The organism is Nocardia nepalensis, from assembly GCF_048910785.1.
Taxonomy (GTDB): domain Bacteria; phylum Actinomycetota; class Actinomycetes; order Mycobacteriales; family Mycobacteriaceae; genus Nocardia; species Nocardia nepalensis.
On record NZ_JBKBET010000038.1, the window covers coordinates 584143 to 601125 of the forward strand.

Consider the following 16983-nt stretch of genomic DNA (forward strand, 5'->3'; position numbering starts at 1 on the left):
CGGCGTGGCAGACATAACGGTGCGCGGGCGGCTCGCGCTGCGGGCGGCGGCGGCAGCGTCGTGGGCCTCGCAGAAGGCGGGTCGCGGCAAGGGATCGATGATCGGCGGGCTCATCGCGCTGCAGATCGATAAGACGATCATGGATCAGCTCGGCCGCGGACGGCGCACCGTGCTGGTGACCGGCACCAACGGCAAGTCGACCACCACCAGGATGACCACCGCCGCGTTGAGCACCCTCGGCAAGGTCGCGACGCAGGCGGACGGCGCGAATATGGACGCGGGCATCGTGGCCGCGCTGAGCGCGCACCGCGGGACGCCGCTGGCCGCGATCGAGGTCGACGAACTGCATCTGCCGCACGTCACCGATTCGCTGAACCCGTCGGTGGTGATCCTGCTCAACCTCAGCCGCGACCAGCTGGACCGGGTCGGCGAGATCAATATGATCGAGCGCAAACTGCGCGCGGGACTGGCGCGGCATCCGCAGACCGTGGTGATCGCCAACTGTGACGATGTGCTGGTGACCTCCATTGCCTACGACCATCCGAATGTCGTGTGGGTCGCGGCGGGCAGCGGCTGGTCCATGGATGCGACGAGCTGCCCGCGCAGCGGTGAGCCGATCGTGTGGGAGGGCGCGCACTGGCGCAGCACCGGCACGGATTTCGAACGGCCCGAACCGAATTGGTGGCTCGATGGCGATGAGCTGGTCGGACCCGATGGTGTCCGGTTGCCGCTGAAGCTGGCGTTGCCCGGACGGGCCAATAAGGGCAATGCCGCGCAGGCGGTCGCCGCGGCGGTCGCACTCGGCGCGGATCCGGGAGCGGCGGTGAGCGCGGCGGGTACGGTGCGCGAGATCGCGGGCCGCTACCGGACGGTGCAGGTCGGCGAGCACGCCGCCCGGCTGCTGCTGGCGAAGAATCCGGCGGGCTGGCAGGAGGCGCTGTCGATGATCGAGCCCGATTCGGCCGGTCTGGTGATCGCGGTCAATGGTCAGGTGCCCGACGGCGAGGATCTGTCCTGGCTGTGGGATGTGCGATTCGAGCATTTCGAGGGCGTGCAGGTGGTGGCCGCCGGCGAGCGGGCCACCGATCTCGCGGTGCGCCTCACCTATGCCGGAGTCGAGCACACCACGGTGCCGGATCCGTTGCGCGCCATCGCATCCTGTCCGGCCGGGCGGGTCGAGGTATTGGCGAACTACACCGCGTTCCGTGATCTCAACCGCGATCTGGAGGAACGAGACTAATGACAGCATCGAGTAGCGATTCGATAAGAGGTGGTGGCCGGGTGACGGGCGGGCCGGAATCGACCGTACGGATCGGCCTGGTGCTGCCCGATGTGATGGGCACCTACGGCGACGGCGGCAATGCGCTGGTGCTGCGGCAGCGACTGCGCATGCGCGGCCATGACGCCGAGATCGTCGAAATCACCCTGTCCGACCCGGTTCCCGAGTCGCTGGACATCTATACCCTTGGCGGAGCAGAGGATTCGGCGCAGCGGCTGGCCACCCGGCATCTGCAGCGCTATCCCGGTCTGCAGCGGGCCGCCGCGAAAGGCGCTCCGGTACTTGCCATCTGCGCCGCCATCCAGGTGCTCGGCCACTGGTACGAGACGTCCACCGGCGAGCGCGTCGACGGCGTCGGCCTCATCGATGTCACCACCTCCCCACAGGCCAAGCGCGCCATCGGCGAAGTGACGACCACCCCGATGCTGCCCGGCCTCACCGCCGCCCTCACCGGCTTCGAAAACCACCGCGGTGGAACCAAACTCGGCGGCGACGCCACCGGCCTCGCGCACGTCACCCGCGGCGTGGGCAACGGTGTCGGCGACGGCCTCGAGGGCGTCGTCCAAGGCTCGACCATCGGCACCTACATGCACGGCCCCGCCCTGGCCCGCAATCCGGAACTCGCCGACCTCCTGATCGCGCGGGTCCTCGGCGTAGATGAACTGCCCCCACTTCACCTTCCCGAGGTAGACCAACTCCGCCGAGAACGTCTGCGCGCCTGATCGCCGGGGGCAACGCGCCGCGCTTTTCGCCGGGACCCTCGGCGGAATACAGAGTGATGCGCGATACGCTTCTGCTATGGCGACGATCACATCAACGGAATCGGTACTGCTCGAGGGACAATCGGCACCGGCGGATCGTCGGACGTCCTTGGTCAGCCGGCTACGGGCATGGCGACCGCGCCCACTACATGCTTCGGCAGTCGTCACCGGCGTCGTCGCGCTCACGTCATTCGAGATGTCGTTTGCCGCGTTGCACGACCTGTCGGTGCGAAACCTGGTGGCGCCGGCGCTCGCGGCGAATGTGCCGATCGCCATCGACGGACTGGTCATCGGTTCGATCATCGCCACCGCTACCTTCAAGAGGCGAAGTTCGGCCTGGTGGTACGCCACGGCGCTGTTCGTCTTCTGGACCCTGGTGTCGGTGGCCGGAAATATCGAGTACGCGCGCGAAATCGGGGGCAGCCCCGTGTCTTTGTCGCTGTACGCGGGTATGCCATTGACGATGCTGTTCGCGGTGCATCTCACCCTGATGCTGTTCGGGCGAGGACGCGAGCCCGCAGTCAACGCAGAACGCGCACCGGCAACGCAGGTGGTCCGCGCCCCGGCAATGCGGGAGGTTCACACCCCGGCAACGCAGGTGGTTCACGCACCGGCAACGCAGGAGAATCGCCCCCCAGCGGCAAAAGAGGATCGCGCCCCAGCGGCGCAGGCGGATTGGGCCCCAGCAACAGGGGAGAATCACGCCACAGCAATGCAGGAGAATCCCACCTCAGCGACACAGGCGGATCGCACCTCAGCGACACAGGAGGATCGCACCCCAGCGGCAAAGGCGGATCGCACCCCAGCGGCAAAGGCGGATCGCACCCCAGTGGCAAAGGCGGACTGGACCCCGGCGGTGCCGGCGGATTGGCCCCCAGCGCTACCGACGGATTGGACACCAGCGCCACTGGCGGCTTGGACCCCAGCGCCGCAGGAGAATCGCACCCCGGCAAAGCAGGAAGATTGGGCCCCAGCGCCGCAGGAGGTGCACCGCCCAGCGCCGCAGGCGGATTGGGCCCCGGCGGCGAAGGACGATCGTCGCGTCCCGGCGGCGAAGGATGACCTCGACCCCGCGGCGAAGGACGATCTCGACCCCGCGGCGGAGGAGGATTGGGCTCCGGCGGCGGACGAGAATTGGGCTCCGGCGGCGGAGGACGATTGGGACTCCGCACTGTCATCCGAGCGCGTCGCGTCGAGGCTGATGCCCTCGATCCTGGAGAATACGAATCCGCTGCCCGCCCTTCCGAAACCGGTACTGGCCGGCGCACTGCCTGAGACCGGCCGCTCGACCTCGCCGCGGATCACTGCGACGTTCGCGACCACTGGCCTGAGCGGCCAGACAAAGATCAACCCCTTCTGACTCGAAACTGCTTCAGCCACATTCGGACACGTCGATGGAGTGAACAATGGCTTTTAGCGTTTGGCAAGACCAGGGCGTAGATCAATTCCGGGAGATCGCGGGTCGTCTCGCGTCGGTGATCCAGAGCGGCATCGATCGATCGGGCGCGTTGAACCAGTTCGCCGAATCGATCAGCAGCGGTGAAACATTCACCGAGCTGATGATCGAATACTCGTCCCGGTGGTTCACCGAAACCGGCGGACGCTCGATCTTGATCGGGCCGGAGTTGTTCTGGCTACTGTCCGAGCCCAGCCCGCGCCGAGTATCCGGCACCAGCCTGCGAGCAGCCCAGGATTCTTATATGGATACCGAGTTGACGGCCGGACAGCGGGCCCGGATTCTGCTGCTGATCTGTGTGTACGAGGCGCTGGCGCAGAACCAATGGGCACCGGAAGGCATAACGGAGCACATGATTACCAACGGCGTGGGCTAGGCACCCGATCCGCTCGGCGCGGCGCAGGACCGCGCGCACCCACGGTGCGCGCGGTCAGCGGGAATCGGCGGTGGCGCAGAGTTCGTGGACCAGCGGACGGGTGCCAGAGGGCGATGATGCGGTCGAAGCCGGCGCGGCCGACTCGGGGACGGTCCAGGGTGGCGCCCGCGGGGTTCCATGATCAGTCGCCGCTTGACGGCCTCGGCACCTCTACCGGTGCCACGTCGACGGATACGGTGATGGAGCTCTCCTTGGCATCGGTGTAAATGATCCCACGCAGCGGCGGCACGTCGGCGTAATCGCGACCCCAGGCGACGGTTACGTACCGTTCGTCGGCGAACTGGTCGTTGGTCGGGTCGAAGCCGATCCAGTGACCGGTCCGGTCGTGCGCGGTATCGCCGGGCAGCCACACCGCCGACCAGGCGTGCGTCGCGTCCGCGCCGACCAGGCGTTCCTTACCGGGCGGCGGATCGGTTGCCAGATAACCGGATACATAACGCGCGGCCAGACCGTGTGAGCGCAGACAGGCGGCACCGATTCTGGCGAAGTCCTGGCATACGCCCTCGCGGGCCGCGAAAACATCGGCGACCCTGGTGGATACGGTCGTCGAGCCCGACTTGTAGGTGAAGTCGTCGTGGATGCGGGTATTGAGTTCGGTCACCGCTGCCAGCAATGGCCTGCCGGGGGTGAAGGATTCGGCGGCGTACGCGCAGATCTCGGGGGTGATTTCGGGCGGATGCAGGTCGAGGATGAACTCGACCGCCAGTGGGCCGTTGGCAGTGCTCGGACGCGCCTGTTCCCACGGCTTGCCGGTCGCGCTTATCGCGGTGCTGTCCAGTGCTTGCACCTCGACCATGGATTCACCGGTGACCACCAGCTTCGTATGTTCGGCCGTGACATGGAAATACGAGGTGGTGTTGCCGTACACGTCGGTGCCGATCGATCGGTCCGATGGCATCGGATCGATGTGGATCTCATGCGAAAGCAGGCGCTGCCCCGGAAACTCCCGCGGCGTCAGATACGCACGACCATAGGAGCTGGTGACCTCGTCGGAATATTTGTATATGGTGCGGTGCTCGACCCGATAGCGTCGGGCGGCATTGTTGTGCGCGATCATCCAACGACCCTCGTACTACCCCACAGCGGCTGAATACCAACCGGCAGTGCCAGTTTCGTCGTCTCGAACGAGTCGGAGACCTTGCGCAACCGCAAGTGCACACCCTCCAGCAGCTCGGCCAGTTCGGTACGCCGGCCCTCGGCGTCGGTGACATCCAGATCGGCCGGATCGACGCGGCGCAGCATGCGCTGTGCGTCGGCCAGCAACCGTTGCGGGCGCGAGGATCCCGACGCGCCGGGCAGCGCCTGGAAGTCGGCATCGAGCCGATCCAGCTGATAGGCGAGCGAGCGCGGGTTGCTCGCATCGAACAGCAGCAGGCCGGCGACGGCCGATACCCGCACCGAATCCCGGTGCCGCCGACGGTAACTCACCGACGACTCGGTGGCCTCGAGCACCGTCTCGGTCACCACACGCTCGGCCGCCGCCGGATAGGACTGCGTCAGCGCGGCCGCCAGCAACGCGGTCAGCGACAGCCCCCGTTCGATGCGCTTGCCGATATCCATGACGTACCAACCGGTATCGCGCACCAGCGATTCGGCGCCGATTCCGGACAGCGATAGCAGCGCGGCCAATGACAGCGAATGCACCGCCGACAACGCCGACTCCTGATCGTCTCCGGTGAACCGATATTCGGCCAGCGCCCGTTCCACCGCACCCAGAATCATCCAGGTATCCACCGACAACTGATCCCGCACCGCCCGCGCCGCCGACCCGTACCGATTGATCGCGAAGGCCATCGACCCCGGCATATCCCGATCAACCGTCAAGGCCACCAGATAGTCATGCCCTTCTCGCCCCACCTCCGGCACCACGGCCCGCTCACCAGTGGATTCCTGCTGCGCATCCGCCTCGGCAGCATCAGTATTCGGTCCAACCGAAGCTCCAGCACCAGAGCTCTCGAGCCCGTCCGCAGAGGATTCCGATCCAGGGCCGGGGTGGGGCCCCGCCGCCGGCGATCGCGACACATGCGACGACTCCGGCCCGCGCGCCGTGGGGCGGGATTCGGATGAACGTGATTGCCGTGGAGCCGAACTCGTCTCCGGTCCCGGCTCGACTGAATCCGCAGAGCCCGAGGGCCGCGCCGCTTGCGACGCACTCGATGACTCCGGCCCACTTGTGGTTGCGTCCGATTCGGCTGCAGCTGGTTGCCGCGAAGCGGAACTCGCTCCCGAACCGGGCTCGACCGAGCCCGACGCCGCTTCGGACGCACTCGGTCCCTGCGCCGCCGACTGCGACTGCGTTTGCGATGTGGGAGCTTGCGAACCCGTTGCCATAACGCTGGGACCGGGCCCCGCCGCCTGCGACTGCGCTTGTGACTGCGCCGCACCCGAACTCGCGACTCTCGCCTCAGAACTCGGCTCGACCTTGACTAGAACTCCGGCACCGTGCACGCCGCCCGGCCGCACGCTCAGCGGCGCCGACGTACCGGTGGTGTGGGCCAGGGCGGCCATGAGCGCGGGAAGGGCGTCGGCGCCTTCCAGCCATGGGCGGTAGCGGTAGTCCTGGTATTGGGCGTGGGTCGCGATCAGTAGGCGCACAACGGCTTCGGCGCGCTCGCCGTAGCGGCCCATCCAGAACAGGTCGTTGAGCACGCGGGGCGAGCTGACCGGTTCGAGTGCGGGGGCGCGGCGTTCGAGTTCCTCGTGCGCGGGTTCGGTAATGGCGGCGACGGCGGTGGGTGCCGCGCGGACCCAAATGTCCTTGGCGGCAACCTTGATGACCACCCGTTGGGGCCGCAGCCGTTGCCGCAGCTGGCCGAGGCCGCCCTCCATCGCGGTATAGCCGCCGCGCCGGGCCATCGAGAACAGCCGCATGCCGATCGGCGCAGAGGCCAGGCCGCCATACCCCTGGACCGCGGGTGCGACCGAGAACTGCGCGGGCTCCTGGCCGGCCCACTGCCAGCCGCTGGCCTCGATCCGCGCGGCGAGTTCGGCGCGTTGCGCGCTCGACAGCTCGGGCCCGAACAGCGTCGAGCCGTCGACCGCCGAACGGATGATCAGCCGTTCCAGATTGGCGATCAGATGCGACCGTTCGCTGTCGTGGCCGCCCCAATACGTCGGCGCACTCTCGAGCGCCAACTCCTCCCCGAGCAGGGCCCGCGAGATCCGCGGCAGGAATCCGGCCAGCGCCGGATTCTCCAGCAGCCCACTGCCGAGCGTATTCACCACCGTCACCGCACCGCGGCGCAGCACCTCCACCAGCCCGACCACCCCGAGCCGCGAATCCGGCCGCAGGTCGAGCGGATCGGAGAATTCGGCGTCCACCCGGCGCAGCACCACATCGACCCGCTTCAACGTGCCGAGCGAGCGCATCCACAGCGCACCGTCGCGCACCACCAGATCCGCGCTCTCCACCAGCGGAAAACCCAGCGTCGAGGCGAGATAGGCCTGATCGAAGGAGGTTTCGGAATGCACACCGGGGCTCAGCACCACCACGACCGGATCATTGTCGTCGGCCATCGGCGCGGATTCGATGAGCATCAATCGCATGGCCCTGGCGAACGGCGCCAACGGCCGCGGATTGGAGCGCTCGAAGGCCTCCGGAATCGCCGTCGACACCACCCGGCGGTCGGCCAGCGCATAGCCCGCGCCCGAGGGCGCCTGTGCCCAGTCGGCGATCACCCGGAACTGTCCGTCGCTCCACCGGCTCAGATCGCAGGCGTGCAGGAACAGCTGATGCCGTCCGGGAATCGTGATGCCGTGCGCGGCACGCACATATCCCCTGTTGCCGAATACCAGTTCCGGCGGCAGCAGGCCGGTGGTGATGGTGCGGCGCGCGCCGTAGATATCGGTGAGCACCTCGTCGAGCACCCGCGAACGCTGCACCAACCCGGCCTCCAGCCGGGTCCAGTCGTCCGCGGAGATCAGCAGCGGAATGGGATCGAGCCGCCAGGCCGTCGGCACGGCCGGTTCGCCCGCCGCGCCGACCTCGGTGTAGTAGATGCCGTCGTCGTCGATCAGCCGGCGCACCCGGCTGTCCAGCCGCCCGAGCCCGCTCGTGCCCAATTCGACGAAATCGGATGAGAGCTCCGACCACATATGCCGCACGCCGCCGTCGGGATCGATCAGTTCGTCGTAGTAGCCGCCCATCGGCCGACCGCATTCGTCATAGGCCGCGCTATCGGCGCCCTGGGCGCGGTATCTGGCAACCTGTTCGGCGATCTGCTCGCGCACGTCGAATCGTCCGGCGTTCAGCGGCGTCGACTCGCCCTGCGCGCCGGATTCCCGGGCGCCCGAGCCGCGCGCTTCGTCGCGCATAGTCACCGCGCCGACCTCGCTTCCCCTGCCAGACGTTGTCCAGTGCGCCGCGGACGCATGTCCGACCTCGCCTTACCGATCGCTGACCAGTCCCCACACCGTGCGCGCACGGCGCGGATCGAGGATGCCCGGCGCGCCGATGTCGGTGGACTGTGCTGCCATCTTCGCACGTAGTAACCCCGGAGCGACCCGAGCCGTGCCGCCGACCCGATGCCGTCGCGCGACACGCCCCCGACCTCCCACCGCCCCGCGCGCATGGGTGATATGACCGATCGACGAACCGATCTCGTCTGGAGGTCATATGCGCGCGCCGACCTGTCTGTCCTGCGAATCCGCCATCGACCACTGCCACGGCACCCTCATCGTGCACCTCGGCCGTCCCACCGAATGCACCGATGCGGACTGCATCGATTTCGACCACGCCCGGCACGACTTCGTCGTCGATTGCGCCGACCTTGCCGGGGGCTGCGCCTGCACCTCGGATATCACGCGCGTCGCCTGAAACCGCACCCGGCTGCGCCGGACTTGCCGCGATCGCGTCCCCGTACGCTGGGCTGGTGAGTTACGACCACGTCTTGTTGCCGTCCGGTGTCGCCACGACAATCGCGCAGGTCGACGCGTATCTGGCCACCCAGCAGGGTAGACCCGAGACGGACGAGGTCGCGGCGATGGCGGCGGAGCTGAACCGACGCAATGACGAGCTGCCCGAGCAGGACGGTTTCCTCAGCTCGACTCCGGTCGGCGGCGCGGCGACCGGTGCGGTGCTGCTCGTCCCGTGCCCGTACTACGCGATCGGTTTCGTCCGGCATCTGCTGTTCGAGCTCGCGACGCCATTGAACTACGCCGTCTACGATCCGCAGCTGGCCTGGTTGATCGACCCGGCCGGACATGTGCCCGCGCTGGTCACCCACGGCGGTGCGGGTGAATTCCCGTATGTGACGAAGGCACTCGCCGACCAGTGGGTTTTCGAGCTGACCCCGCCGAATCCGTATCTGGTCGTGGAGCGCGATGAACAGGTCTACATCCAGACCTACCGCGACAAGTCCGGGACGTTCACCGTCGAATATCGAGATGGCGCCCCGGACAAGCACTTCGGCATCACCGTCACCGACCCGCAAACCGTCGCGGATCTGATCTGGGATTGGGCCATCGATGACCGAACCCGCCTGCAAACCCTGCCGTGGAGCCGAATCACCGTGTGACGGTTACTGATTCTGCACGGCCAGTCGACCGGCGAGGGCGATGAAGGACGCTCCGAAGATCCGGCGCATCCACGTGACCACCGCGGGTCGCGATATCACGTGGTTGCGCACGGCGGCCGCGCAAGCGCCGTACACGGCGAACACCACGAAGGTGGCGAGCATGAACAGCCCGCTCAGTTCGAGCATGCGCGCCAGTGCATTCGGCGCACTGGTGGGCACGAACTGGGGCAGGAACGCGAAGAAGAAGATCGTCAGCTTGGGGTTGAGGATATTGAGCAGGATCGCCGAGGTGATGACCTGTCGCGCCGACGGCGCACCGCGCGTTGCGGTGTCCTGCTCCGGCACGGCCAGCGCGCCCTTGTCCCGGAACGTATTCCACGCCATGTACAGCAGGTAGGCGACACCGAGGTACTTCAGCGTCTGGAAGGCGACGGCACTCGCGTTGAGCAGTGCGGCCAGTCCGGTCACGGCCGCGATCATGTGCGGAATGATGCCGAGCGTGCAGCCGAAGGCCGCGATAACGCTGGCCCTTGTCCCCCGGGAGAGTCCGGCCGCCAGCGTGAACAGCACGCCGGTTCCGGGTGTGGCGACGATGACGAGCGTGGTCAGCAAGAACTCGATGCTCATCCCCGACACAGTAACCCGTGTACCGCCGGACGCAACCCCCGATTTACAGTGCGCGCCGACCCGATAGCGCGCGGCCGAGGGTGAGCTCGTCGGCGAACTCGAGATCGCCGCCCATCGGCAGGCCGGAAGCCAATCGCGTCACCGACAGACCGGGAAAATCGCGCAGCATCCGCACCAGGTAGGTGGCCGTCGCCTCACCCTCGGTATTCGGGTCGGTCGCGATGATCACCTCGCTGACATCGACGCCGTCCTCCTGATTGCCGATGCGCGCCAACAACTCTCGAATGCGCAGCTGGTCGGGTCCGATGCCGCTGAGCGGATCGAGCGCGCCGCCGAGCACGTGATAGCGGCCGCGGAATTCGCGGGTGCGCTCGATGGCCTGCACATCCTTCGGTTCCTCGACCACGCAGATCATGGTGCGGTCGCGGCGCGGATCCGAACAGATGCGGCACATTTCGTTATCCGAGACCGTGCCGCAGACAATGCAGAACTGCACACCGTCGCGCACCTTCTGCAAAGCGGCCTGCAGCCGGTCGATTTCGGGCGGCTCCACCTGGAGCAGATGAAATGCGATGCGCTGCGCGCTCTTCGGACCGACGCCGGGGAGTTTGCCCAACTCGTCGATCAGATCCTGGACCGGGCCCTCGTACAAAGACGTCCTCGGATCAGAAGTCGGGCAGACCCGGCAGCGATCCGCCACCGGCCAGCGGACCGAGCCGTTCGGCGGCCAGCTGCTGCGCATTGGACATGGCGTCGTTGACCGCGCCGATCACCAGATCCTGCAGGCCCTCGACATCATCGGGATCGACGATCTTCGGGTCGATGACCAGCGCGACGATCTGACCGGTCGCCTTGAGCGTGACCTTGACCAGGCCGCCACCGGCCTGCCCCTCGACCTCGGTCGCCGCGATCTCGGCCTGCGCCTGCATCACCGCCTGCTGCATCTGCTGCGCCTGGGCGAGTAACTGCTGCATATCGAACTGACCACCGGGCTGCACGGCTTGTCCTCTCTGCGGAAAGTGTCGTCCTCCAGCGTAGTGGGCACGGCAACAGGCACGTTCGCAGCCCCGAGCAGCCAGATAACAGTTCGACTTTTGACTAAATGTCGGCCAAGGCACCGTCATAAGATCGATGCAGGGTCGGGGACCCGGTGTGGTGAGTTCTGGAGACAGCAATGCGCGCAAACCGAGTTCTTTTCATGAGCACCGTGGTGCTCTCCTTGGGATTTCCCAGTCTGTTCCTCGGGGCCGCGGGTCCCGCCGCCGCCGATTCCGGCATCGTCGACTCCGATGTTGTCGACTCCGAGGTTGTCGAAGCGGCCGCAGACTATGGCGGGGGGTGCGTCCTCTACCCCGACGACCCGGCCGCCACCATGGATTCGCTCCGATTCCGCTGCACCGCTGTGCAGCAGGACGCGATCTTCCGCGACGCCCCGCGCGGCGATGTACCGCGGGGAGTCACCAACGGCTGGGTGACTCGGCCGCCCATCATGGAGACGCTGGCCCCGGCCCTTTGGATCGGTAAGACCTTCTACACCGGCCCCGACGGCGGCTATCTGATGAACCGAATCACCGGTGCGGGCATAGAGGCATGGAAGGCCGATGTCTACAGCGCACCCGCCCTCTCGGATGGCGGGCCGACCTGGGCGTTGAACTACACCCCGTCCCCGACCCCACAGGTCTACGACGAGATCCGCGAGGTCACGCCCAATGTCTGGTTCGGCTACTCCTGGTGGCGCGGCTACTTCCAGACCACCCTGCTGCTGACCTTCGCGCTGACCTACTAGCCCGATTCCTTGACTCTCCCCGTACTGGAGGGTGTTCGCTGGAGACATGACAGCGACAGTCTCCATCGGGGAGTTCGCCAGACTGACCTATCTCAGCGTGAAAACGCTGCGGTACTACCACGAGGTCGAACTGCTCGAGCCCGTCGCGATCGACGCGGGATCCGGGTATCGGCGCTATTCGATCGATCAGGTCGCGCAGGCCCATCTCATCCGGCGACTGCGCGGGCTGGATATGCCGCTGCCCGAGATCAAGGCGGTGCTGGCCGCCTCGGATACCGAATCCCGGGATGCCGCATTGCGCGCGCACCTCGAGCGCATGGAAGCGGAGTTGCAGCGCACGCAGTCGGTGGTGGCATCGCTGCGGTCGCTGCTCACACCGGCCGCGCCGCTCACCGTCGAATACCGCTCGGTCGCGGCCTTTTCGGCGCTCGCGCGCGTCGATTCGGTGACCAGGGACGGCCTCGGCGAATGGTGCGCGGCCGCGTATCCGCTGCTACACGAGACGCTGGCCGCGACGAATATCGCGCCCGCCGGTGTCGGCGGCGCCACCTATTCGATGGAATTCTTCGAGAACGACGAAGGTGCGGTAGCAGCCTTCATTCCGATCCCGGCGGACGCCAGAATCGTTCTGCCGGATGAACTCTCGATCATCGAACTGCCCGCACGCCGCTTCGCGATCGCCGTGCACTGCGGGCCATTCGATGATTTCGACCGCACCTACGGCGCCCTCGGCAGCCACGTCGCCGAACACGACACCGCGCTGGCCGAACCGGTCCGGGAGCTGTACGTCCTGGGCCCCGGTGAAATCGACGACCCCGCCGCCTACCGCACCGAAGTCTGCTGGCCCATCGGTCGGCTCTGAAAGAGGAAGAACCACAATGACACTCACGATCGGGCACATCACTTTCGACTGCGCCGACGCCGCGGCGCTGGCCGGTTTCTGGTCCGAGCTGCTGGATCGGCCGCTGGACGCGAATGCGAGCCCGGAGTTCGCCACCGTCGGGATGGCCGAAGGGCTTTCGCCGGTGCTGATGTTCATCCGGGTGCCGGACAAGACGCCCGGCAAGAATGTGATCCATCTGGATCTGAAGGCCGAGGACTGGCGCGAGCAGATCGATCGCGCGATCAGCCTGGGGGCAAAGCACATCGGCGATTTCGACGAGTACGGCGTGCAGTGGGTGACGCTGGCCGATCCCGAGGGCAACCTGTTCGATATCGCGGCCAGCCGATCGTCGACTAACCCGCAGAACGAATGATCTCTTCGACATTGCGCTCAGCCAGCGCGCTGATCGTCAACGACGGGTTCGCTGTTCCGGTGCTGCCGGGCACAGCCGCCCCGTCCATCACATACAGGCCTCGATAACCACGCACCCGACCGTAGGGGTCTGTCGCGCGTCCGATCACCGCGCCGCCCAACGGATGTGGGGTGAACGAGGCGTCCGCCTCCCAGGGGGGTCGGTTGCCGGGCACGGCGTTCGGGATCGCCCGGTCGTTGACTTCCCGCGCTCGCGCGAGGTAGTCGGCAGCGCCGTTGTCCGGCCACTGCAGGCCGACGCGCCCGTCGGTCGGGTTGTAGACGAACCGGCCGCGGGTGTCGTCGAGCACCATGCCCAGTGATCCGAGAATGCCGATATCGAGAGCCGTCACGCCGGGGACGAACCAGCTCTCCAGCGATACGGGTGCGGCCGACTCGTCCAGAATCCGGCTCGCGGACGCCGTGCCCTGGGTTCCCACGCTGAACGAGTTGGCCGGCCGCGCCAAGGCGACATCGCCGTTACCGGCCCAGCCTTCGCCGATGTGCTCGTTCAGGTTCGGCAGCGCGCCGGTCGCCCGCGCGCGCACCAGCAGCTCGGAGGTGCCGACGGAGCCCGCGGCGAGGAACAGCATGTCGCAGGTCAGCGTCCGGGTACGGAGCACCTCGCCGGTAGGGGCGAGTTTGGTGACGGTGACGGCATAGCGACCCGACGCTCCCGGTTCCTCCGCGATGGCGTCCACGCGATGACCGGGATAAATCTGGGTACGGCCGGTGTCCTCGGCGTAGCGCAGGTAGTTCTGGTTCAGATCGAACTTCGCGCCGTTGGAATTGCCGAGGTTCGAACACCCTATCGTCGCCGACGGCAGCGATCGTCCGGCCAGCTCGTCACGGATGACGTTCCAATTCCAACTGCTGTCGACGGGCTGCGAGGCATACCCGGCCGCGCGGACCTGCTCGTCCCAGGCCCGCGAGTGCGCGAATGCCCAGGATTCATAGATGTCGTTCGGTATCGGGCTCAGCCGCAACATCTTTCGGACCCTGGGATAGTAGACCTCACGCATCTCGCGGTAGTCGACCACACCGCCGAACACATGGTCGAAGAACCGCTGCTCCGGCTCGATCATCACCCCGGTGAACACCACCGAGCCACCGCCCACACACGCACCGCGCCACACATCGATGCCCGGGTAACTGGAAACGTCGAGGACCCCGCCGAACGCATCGAATTGCACCGGGATCTTGGTCACGCCGGTGAAGGTGGTGCGATGCCAGAAGCCGCGGCCGTCCGGAATCGTATCGGCGGAGAAGATGTCGCGCCACGGATCATTCGGCCAGCGCGACCCGCGCTCGAGCACCGCGACCTGGGTCCCGGACTGCGCCAGGCGCAGCGCGGTGATCGCCCCACCGAATCCGGATCCGATGACGATCGCGGGCACATGATCGGCCGGATCCGGCAGCGGCGCGAAGATCTCCGGCACCAGCATCCGGTACACCGGCGCTCTCGGGCTCAGGCTGTAGTCGTCGGCCCATGCCGCAGACGCGGCCGCCGCGAGCGTGCCGCCACCCGCAAGACCCAGCGTCGTCGCGGCCAAGCCAGCGCCCTTGACGAAACCGCGCCTGTCCATGGTGCCCCCTGACCTGATCTGAACGTCGCTCCCGCTCCTCCGGCCTGTCCTTCATGGTGAATGTTCGAAAACCCAGTTACCGGCGGGCGAGTCGTCGAGGTATGGCAGCCGGGCCATACCAATTGAGACGCGTTTTCATAGCGACTCTCTATCATAGAGAGGAGATCGGAGTGGGAGGTGAGAATGCATTGATCCGCGTGTGGATTCGGTGGCTGCTGATGCACGGCCTGCCACGGTTCTTTCTCCTGTGGGCGGCGCGTCTGGGCAATCCCCTCGGGCAGATCGCGGTCGGTCCGGATCGCCTGCTCGGCTCGTCGCGGTACATCGAACAGATCCGGCAGCGGGGCCGGATCCCCGCGATGTCGCCGGGGCTGCACGTGAGCGCCGACTACGAACTGTGCCGACTCATCCTGCGGGACCGTCGCTTCGGCGTGGTCACCCCCGACCATCTAGCCTTGCCGAAGCCGATCCGCTGGGTGATGACCAAGACGGATCCGGGGCTTCCCAACCTCGCGGAACCACCCTCGATGCTGGTGACCAATCCGCCGGAACACACCGAGTACCGACGCCTGGTCGGGCGGGCATTCAGCCCGAAGGCGATCGCCAAGCTGCGGGAGCGGGTTGTCGAGGTGACCGATGACCTGCTCGAACGCCTGCAATCGAAGCCGCGACCGGATCTGATCGTCGACTTCTGTTCGCAGTTGCCTGTCGCGATCATCGCCGAGATCCTCGGGTTGCCCGCCGAGATGCATTCGACCCTGCTGAAGTGGGGCGATTCCGGTGCGCCGCTGATCGAACGCGGCCTGACCTGGACCACCTACCGCCACGCCATCAAAGACCTGGGCGAGGTCCAGCGGTACTTCGACCAACACCTCGACAAGCTCACCGCCGAACCGGGCGACGATGTGCTCAGCCTGCTGGTAGCAGGTGGCGAGCTCACCCGCCGCGAACAGATGGCAAATGCGGCTCTGCTGCTGGACGCGGGATTCTTGACGACGGTGAATATGCTCGGCAACGGAATCGTCCTGCTGACAAGCCATCCGGACCAGCTGGAACTATTGGCGGCGCAGCCGGAGCTGTGGCCGCGCGCGGTCGAGGAGATCCTGCGCTACGACGGTCCGGTGCGGATGACCGGCCGCATCTCCAGCTGTGACGTCGACATCGCCGATCAGCGCATCAAATCCGGTTCCCTGATCCTGCTTTCGCTGGCGGGCGCCAACTACGACCCCGCCGTCTTCCCCGATCCCGACCGATTCGATGTGACCAGGGCCAACGCCGCGGATCATCTCTCATTCGGCAGCGGGCTGCACGGCTGCCTGGGAGCCACGCTCGGCCGACTGGAAGGCGCCATCGGGCTGCGCGCCCTCTTCGAGCGGTACCCGGATCTGTGCCTGGACGGCCCGCCGATCCCGCATCCCCTGCGGAATCTGCACGCCTACCGCTCCATGCCCGCCAAACTACATGCCGACTAGCGGCGTCGGGCAGATAGAAAAGCCCGGCACATGTGCCGTGCCGGGCTTTTCGGTTGTCTCAGCCGAGTTCGCGCGCCAGATTCGCGAGCACCTCGGCCTGAATCTTCTTCAGTCCCAACGGCGCGAAGATTCCCTCGAAAATGCCCGCGATACCGCCGGCACCCTTCCACGAGGTGCGCAAGGTGACCTGCGAACCCGAACCGTCCGGCGTCACCGTCCAGGTGTTCACCAGCGTCGAATTCGAATCCCGCTCGGTCACAATGGAATCCGATACCGAGACGACCGCATGAATATTGCGGGAGCGCTTCTCGGTGGCCTGCAGGGTCCATTCGGCGACGGTGCCCGCACCCTTGCCACCCTCCACCACCTTGTAGTCGCGGTAGTGCGAGGAGAGGATGCGCGGACGCACCGTCTCGTAATCCGCGATGGCCTCGAGTGTGCGCTGCGGATCCGCCGCGACGGCGATCGAACTGCTGGCGCTGACCTGTCCCACAATGAGCTCCTTGTCCGGCTGCGTCTTCTGGTCGCTCCGCGGGCTCCGCTACCCCGCGGTTTCTGCCCCTATCCTGCCCTGTCCGCGGCGCTTCGTGGCGTTCAGGTCGGTCCGCGCGGGCGCGATGTTGATCACCGCACGCGGACCGGTCCACACTGTTAGGCTCCGATCAGATTGCGCCGGAGGGGATCCATGCAATACACAGTGCGAAACGGGTGCCCGACACGGCCCGGACAACCGCCGGACTGACACGGCGAGTCCTGGGTATTCCCGATGC

At 66.7% G+C, this 16983-nt stretch carries 17 protein-coding genes; 10 read left to right on the top strand and 7 right to left on the bottom strand.

Annotated elements, in window-relative coordinates:
- Window positions 1-4: 4 nt before the first annotated feature.
- The 4 genes from ACHQ4I_RS37270 to ACHQ4I_RS37285 all read left to right on the top strand — a co-directional run bounded on the left by ACHQ4I_RS37270 (window position 5) and on the right by ACHQ4I_RS37285 (window position 3872).
- The gene (locus ACHQ4I_RS37270; RefSeq protein ID WP_420776580.1) at window positions 5-1240 is read left to right on the top strand and encodes a Mur ligase family protein; all 1236 of its coding nucleotides are present in this window, start codon (window positions 5-7) and stop codon (window positions 1238-1240) included.
- 41 nt (window positions 1241-1281) lie between these two features.
- Entirely contained in the window at window positions 1282-2001 is a 720-nt protein-coding gene (locus ACHQ4I_RS37275; RefSeq protein WP_420776581.1) for a type 1 glutamine amidotransferase, read from the top strand.
- Between the two features lie 76 nt (window positions 2002-2077).
- A complete protein-coding gene (locus tag ACHQ4I_RS37280) occupies window positions 2078-3400 on the top strand; it encodes a DUF2637 domain-containing protein (RefSeq protein ID WP_420776582.1) in 1323 nt (440 codons plus the stop codon).
- Window positions 3401-3446: 46 nt separating this feature from the next.
- Window positions 3447-3872: a hypothetical protein gene (locus tag ACHQ4I_RS37285; RefSeq protein WP_420776583.1), complete on the top strand. Its 426-nt coding sequence runs from the start codon at window positions 3447-3449 to the stop codon at window positions 3870-3872.
- Between the two features lie 181 nt (window positions 3873-4053).
- Here the strand turns inward: ACHQ4I_RS37285 and ACHQ4I_RS37290 are convergent, their stop codons facing one another.
- Window positions 4054-4989 (bottom strand): transglutaminase family protein, encoded by a 936-nt coding sequence (locus ACHQ4I_RS37290; protein ID WP_420776584.1) that lies wholly within the window; start codon window positions 4987-4989, stop codon window positions 4054-4056.
- The gene (locus ACHQ4I_RS37295; RefSeq protein WP_420776651.1) at window positions 4986-8078 is read right to left on the bottom strand and encodes a circularly permuted type 2 ATP-grasp protein; all 3093 of its coding nucleotides are present in this window, start codon (window positions 8076-8078) and stop codon (window positions 4986-4988) included. The genes ACHQ4I_RS37290 and ACHQ4I_RS37295 overlap by 4 nt, the downstream gene beginning before the upstream one ends.
- 469 nt (window positions 8079-8547) lie before the next feature.
- On the opposite strand from ACHQ4I_RS37295, the gene ACHQ4I_RS37300 reads away from it, so the two are divergent.
- Complete coding sequence (locus ACHQ4I_RS37300) at window positions 8548-8748, top strand: hypothetical protein (protein WP_420776585.1); 201 nt, start codon at window positions 8548-8550, stop codon at window positions 8746-8748.
- 55 nt (window positions 8749-8803) lie between these two features.
- Window positions 8804-9448: a hypothetical protein gene (locus ACHQ4I_RS37305; RefSeq protein WP_420776586.1), complete on the top strand. Its 645-nt coding sequence runs from the start codon at window positions 8804-8806 to the stop codon at window positions 9446-9448.
- A gap of 3 nt (window positions 9449-9451) precedes the next feature.
- On the opposite strand, the gene ACHQ4I_RS37310 is transcribed toward ACHQ4I_RS37305, so the two are convergent.
- Genes ACHQ4I_RS37310 through ACHQ4I_RS37320 form a run of 3 tightly spaced genes read right to left on the bottom strand, consistent with a single transcriptional unit; the run spans window position 9452 to window position 11073 of the window.
- Window positions 9452-10075 (bottom strand): LysE family translocator, encoded by a 624-nt coding sequence (locus tag ACHQ4I_RS37310; protein ID WP_420776587.1) that lies wholly within the window; start codon window positions 10073-10075, stop codon window positions 9452-9454.
- 43 nt (window positions 10076-10118) lie between these two features.
- Window positions 10119-10727: a recombination mediator RecR gene (recR, locus tag ACHQ4I_RS37315; protein ID WP_364358372.1), complete on the bottom strand. Its 609-nt coding sequence runs from the start codon at window positions 10725-10727 to the stop codon at window positions 10119-10121.
- Between the two features lie 13 nt (window positions 10728-10740).
- Complete coding sequence (locus tag ACHQ4I_RS37320; protein WP_420776588.1) at window positions 10741-11073, bottom strand: YbaB/EbfC family nucleoid-associated protein; 333 nt, start codon at window positions 11071-11073, stop codon at window positions 10741-10743.
- 200 nt (window positions 11074-11273) lie between these two features.
- Here ACHQ4I_RS37320 and ACHQ4I_RS37325 point away from each other — a divergent pair, with 200 nt between their 5' ends.
- The 3 genes from ACHQ4I_RS37325 to ACHQ4I_RS37335 are packed head-to-tail and all read left to right on the top strand — an operon-like array spanning window position 11274 to window position 13117.
- A complete protein-coding gene (locus ACHQ4I_RS37325; protein ID WP_420776589.1) occupies window positions 11274-11861 on the top strand; it encodes a hypothetical protein in 588 nt (195 codons plus the stop codon).
- A 46-nt stretch (window positions 11862-11907) separates the two neighbouring features.
- On the top strand, window positions 11908-12723 hold the full coding sequence (locus ACHQ4I_RS37330) for a MerR family transcriptional regulator (protein ID WP_420776590.1): 816 nt from the start codon (window positions 11908-11910) through the stop codon (window positions 12721-12723).
- Window positions 12724-12739: 16 nt separating this feature from the next.
- Entirely contained in the window at window positions 12740-13117 is a 378-nt protein-coding gene (locus ACHQ4I_RS37335) for a VOC family protein (protein WP_420776591.1), read from the top strand.
- Here the strand turns inward: ACHQ4I_RS37335 and ACHQ4I_RS37340 are convergent.
- On the bottom strand, window positions 13098-14741 hold the full coding sequence (locus ACHQ4I_RS37340) for a GMC oxidoreductase (RefSeq protein ID WP_420776592.1): 1644 nt from the start codon (window positions 14739-14741) through the stop codon (window positions 13098-13100). The genes ACHQ4I_RS37335 and ACHQ4I_RS37340 overlap by 20 nt on opposite strands.
- Window positions 14742-14959: 218 nt before the next feature.
- Between ACHQ4I_RS37340 and ACHQ4I_RS37345 the strand changes: the two genes are divergently transcribed.
- Window positions 14960-16213 (top strand): cytochrome P450, encoded by a 1254-nt coding sequence (locus ACHQ4I_RS37345; protein WP_420776652.1) that lies wholly within the window; start codon window positions 14960-14962, stop codon window positions 16211-16213.
- A 58-nt stretch (window positions 16214-16271) separates the two neighbouring features.
- Here ACHQ4I_RS37345 and ACHQ4I_RS37350 read toward each other — a convergent pair whose 3' ends face one another.
- Window positions 16272-16706 carry an SRPBCC family protein gene (locus ACHQ4I_RS37350; protein WP_420776593.1) on the bottom strand — a complete coding sequence of 145 codons (435 nt, stop codon included), beginning with the start codon at window positions 16704-16706 and terminating at the stop codon, window positions 16272-16274.
- Between the last annotated feature and the right edge of the window lie 277 nt (window positions 16707-16983).

Coding starts and splice junctions, on each gene's coding strand:
- ACHQ4I_RS37280 (WP_420776582.1), top strand. CDS start 2,078: ATGGCGACGATCACATCAACGGAATCGGTACTGCTCGAGGGACAATCG.
- ACHQ4I_RS37285 (WP_420776583.1), top strand. CDS start 3,447: ATGGCTTTTAGCGTTTGGCAAGACCAGGGCGTAGATCAATTCCGGGAG.
- ACHQ4I_RS37290 (WP_420776584.1), bottom strand. CDS start 4,989: ATGATCGCGCACAACAATGCCGCCCGACGCTATCGGGTCGAGCACCGC.
- ACHQ4I_RS37295 (WP_420776651.1), bottom strand. CDS start 8,078: ATGGGCGGCTACTACGACGAACTGATCGATCCCGACGGCGGCGTGCGG.
- ACHQ4I_RS37300 (WP_420776585.1), top strand. CDS start 8,548: ATGCGCGCGCCGACCTGTCTGTCCTGCGAATCCGCCATCGACCACTGC.
- ACHQ4I_RS37310 (WP_420776587.1), bottom strand. CDS start 10,075: ATGAGCATCGAGTTCTTGCTGACCACGCTCGTCATCGTCGCCACACCC.
- ACHQ4I_RS37325 (WP_420776589.1), top strand. CDS start 11,274: ATGAGCACCGTGGTGCTCTCCTTGGGATTTCCCAGTCTGTTCCTCGGG.
- ACHQ4I_RS37330 (WP_420776590.1), top strand. CDS start 11,908: ATGACAGCGACAGTCTCCATCGGGGAGTTCGCCAGACTGACCTATCTC.
- ACHQ4I_RS37335 (WP_420776591.1), top strand. CDS start 12,740: ATGACACTCACGATCGGGCACATCACTTTCGACTGCGCCGACGCCGCG.
- ACHQ4I_RS37340 (WP_420776592.1), bottom strand. CDS start 14,741: ATGGACAGGCGCGGTTTCGTCAAGGGCGCTGGCTTGGCCGCGACGACG.
- ACHQ4I_RS37345 (WP_420776652.1), top strand. CDS start 14,960: ATGCACGGCCTGCCACGGTTCTTTCTCCTGTGGGCGGCGCGTCTGGGC.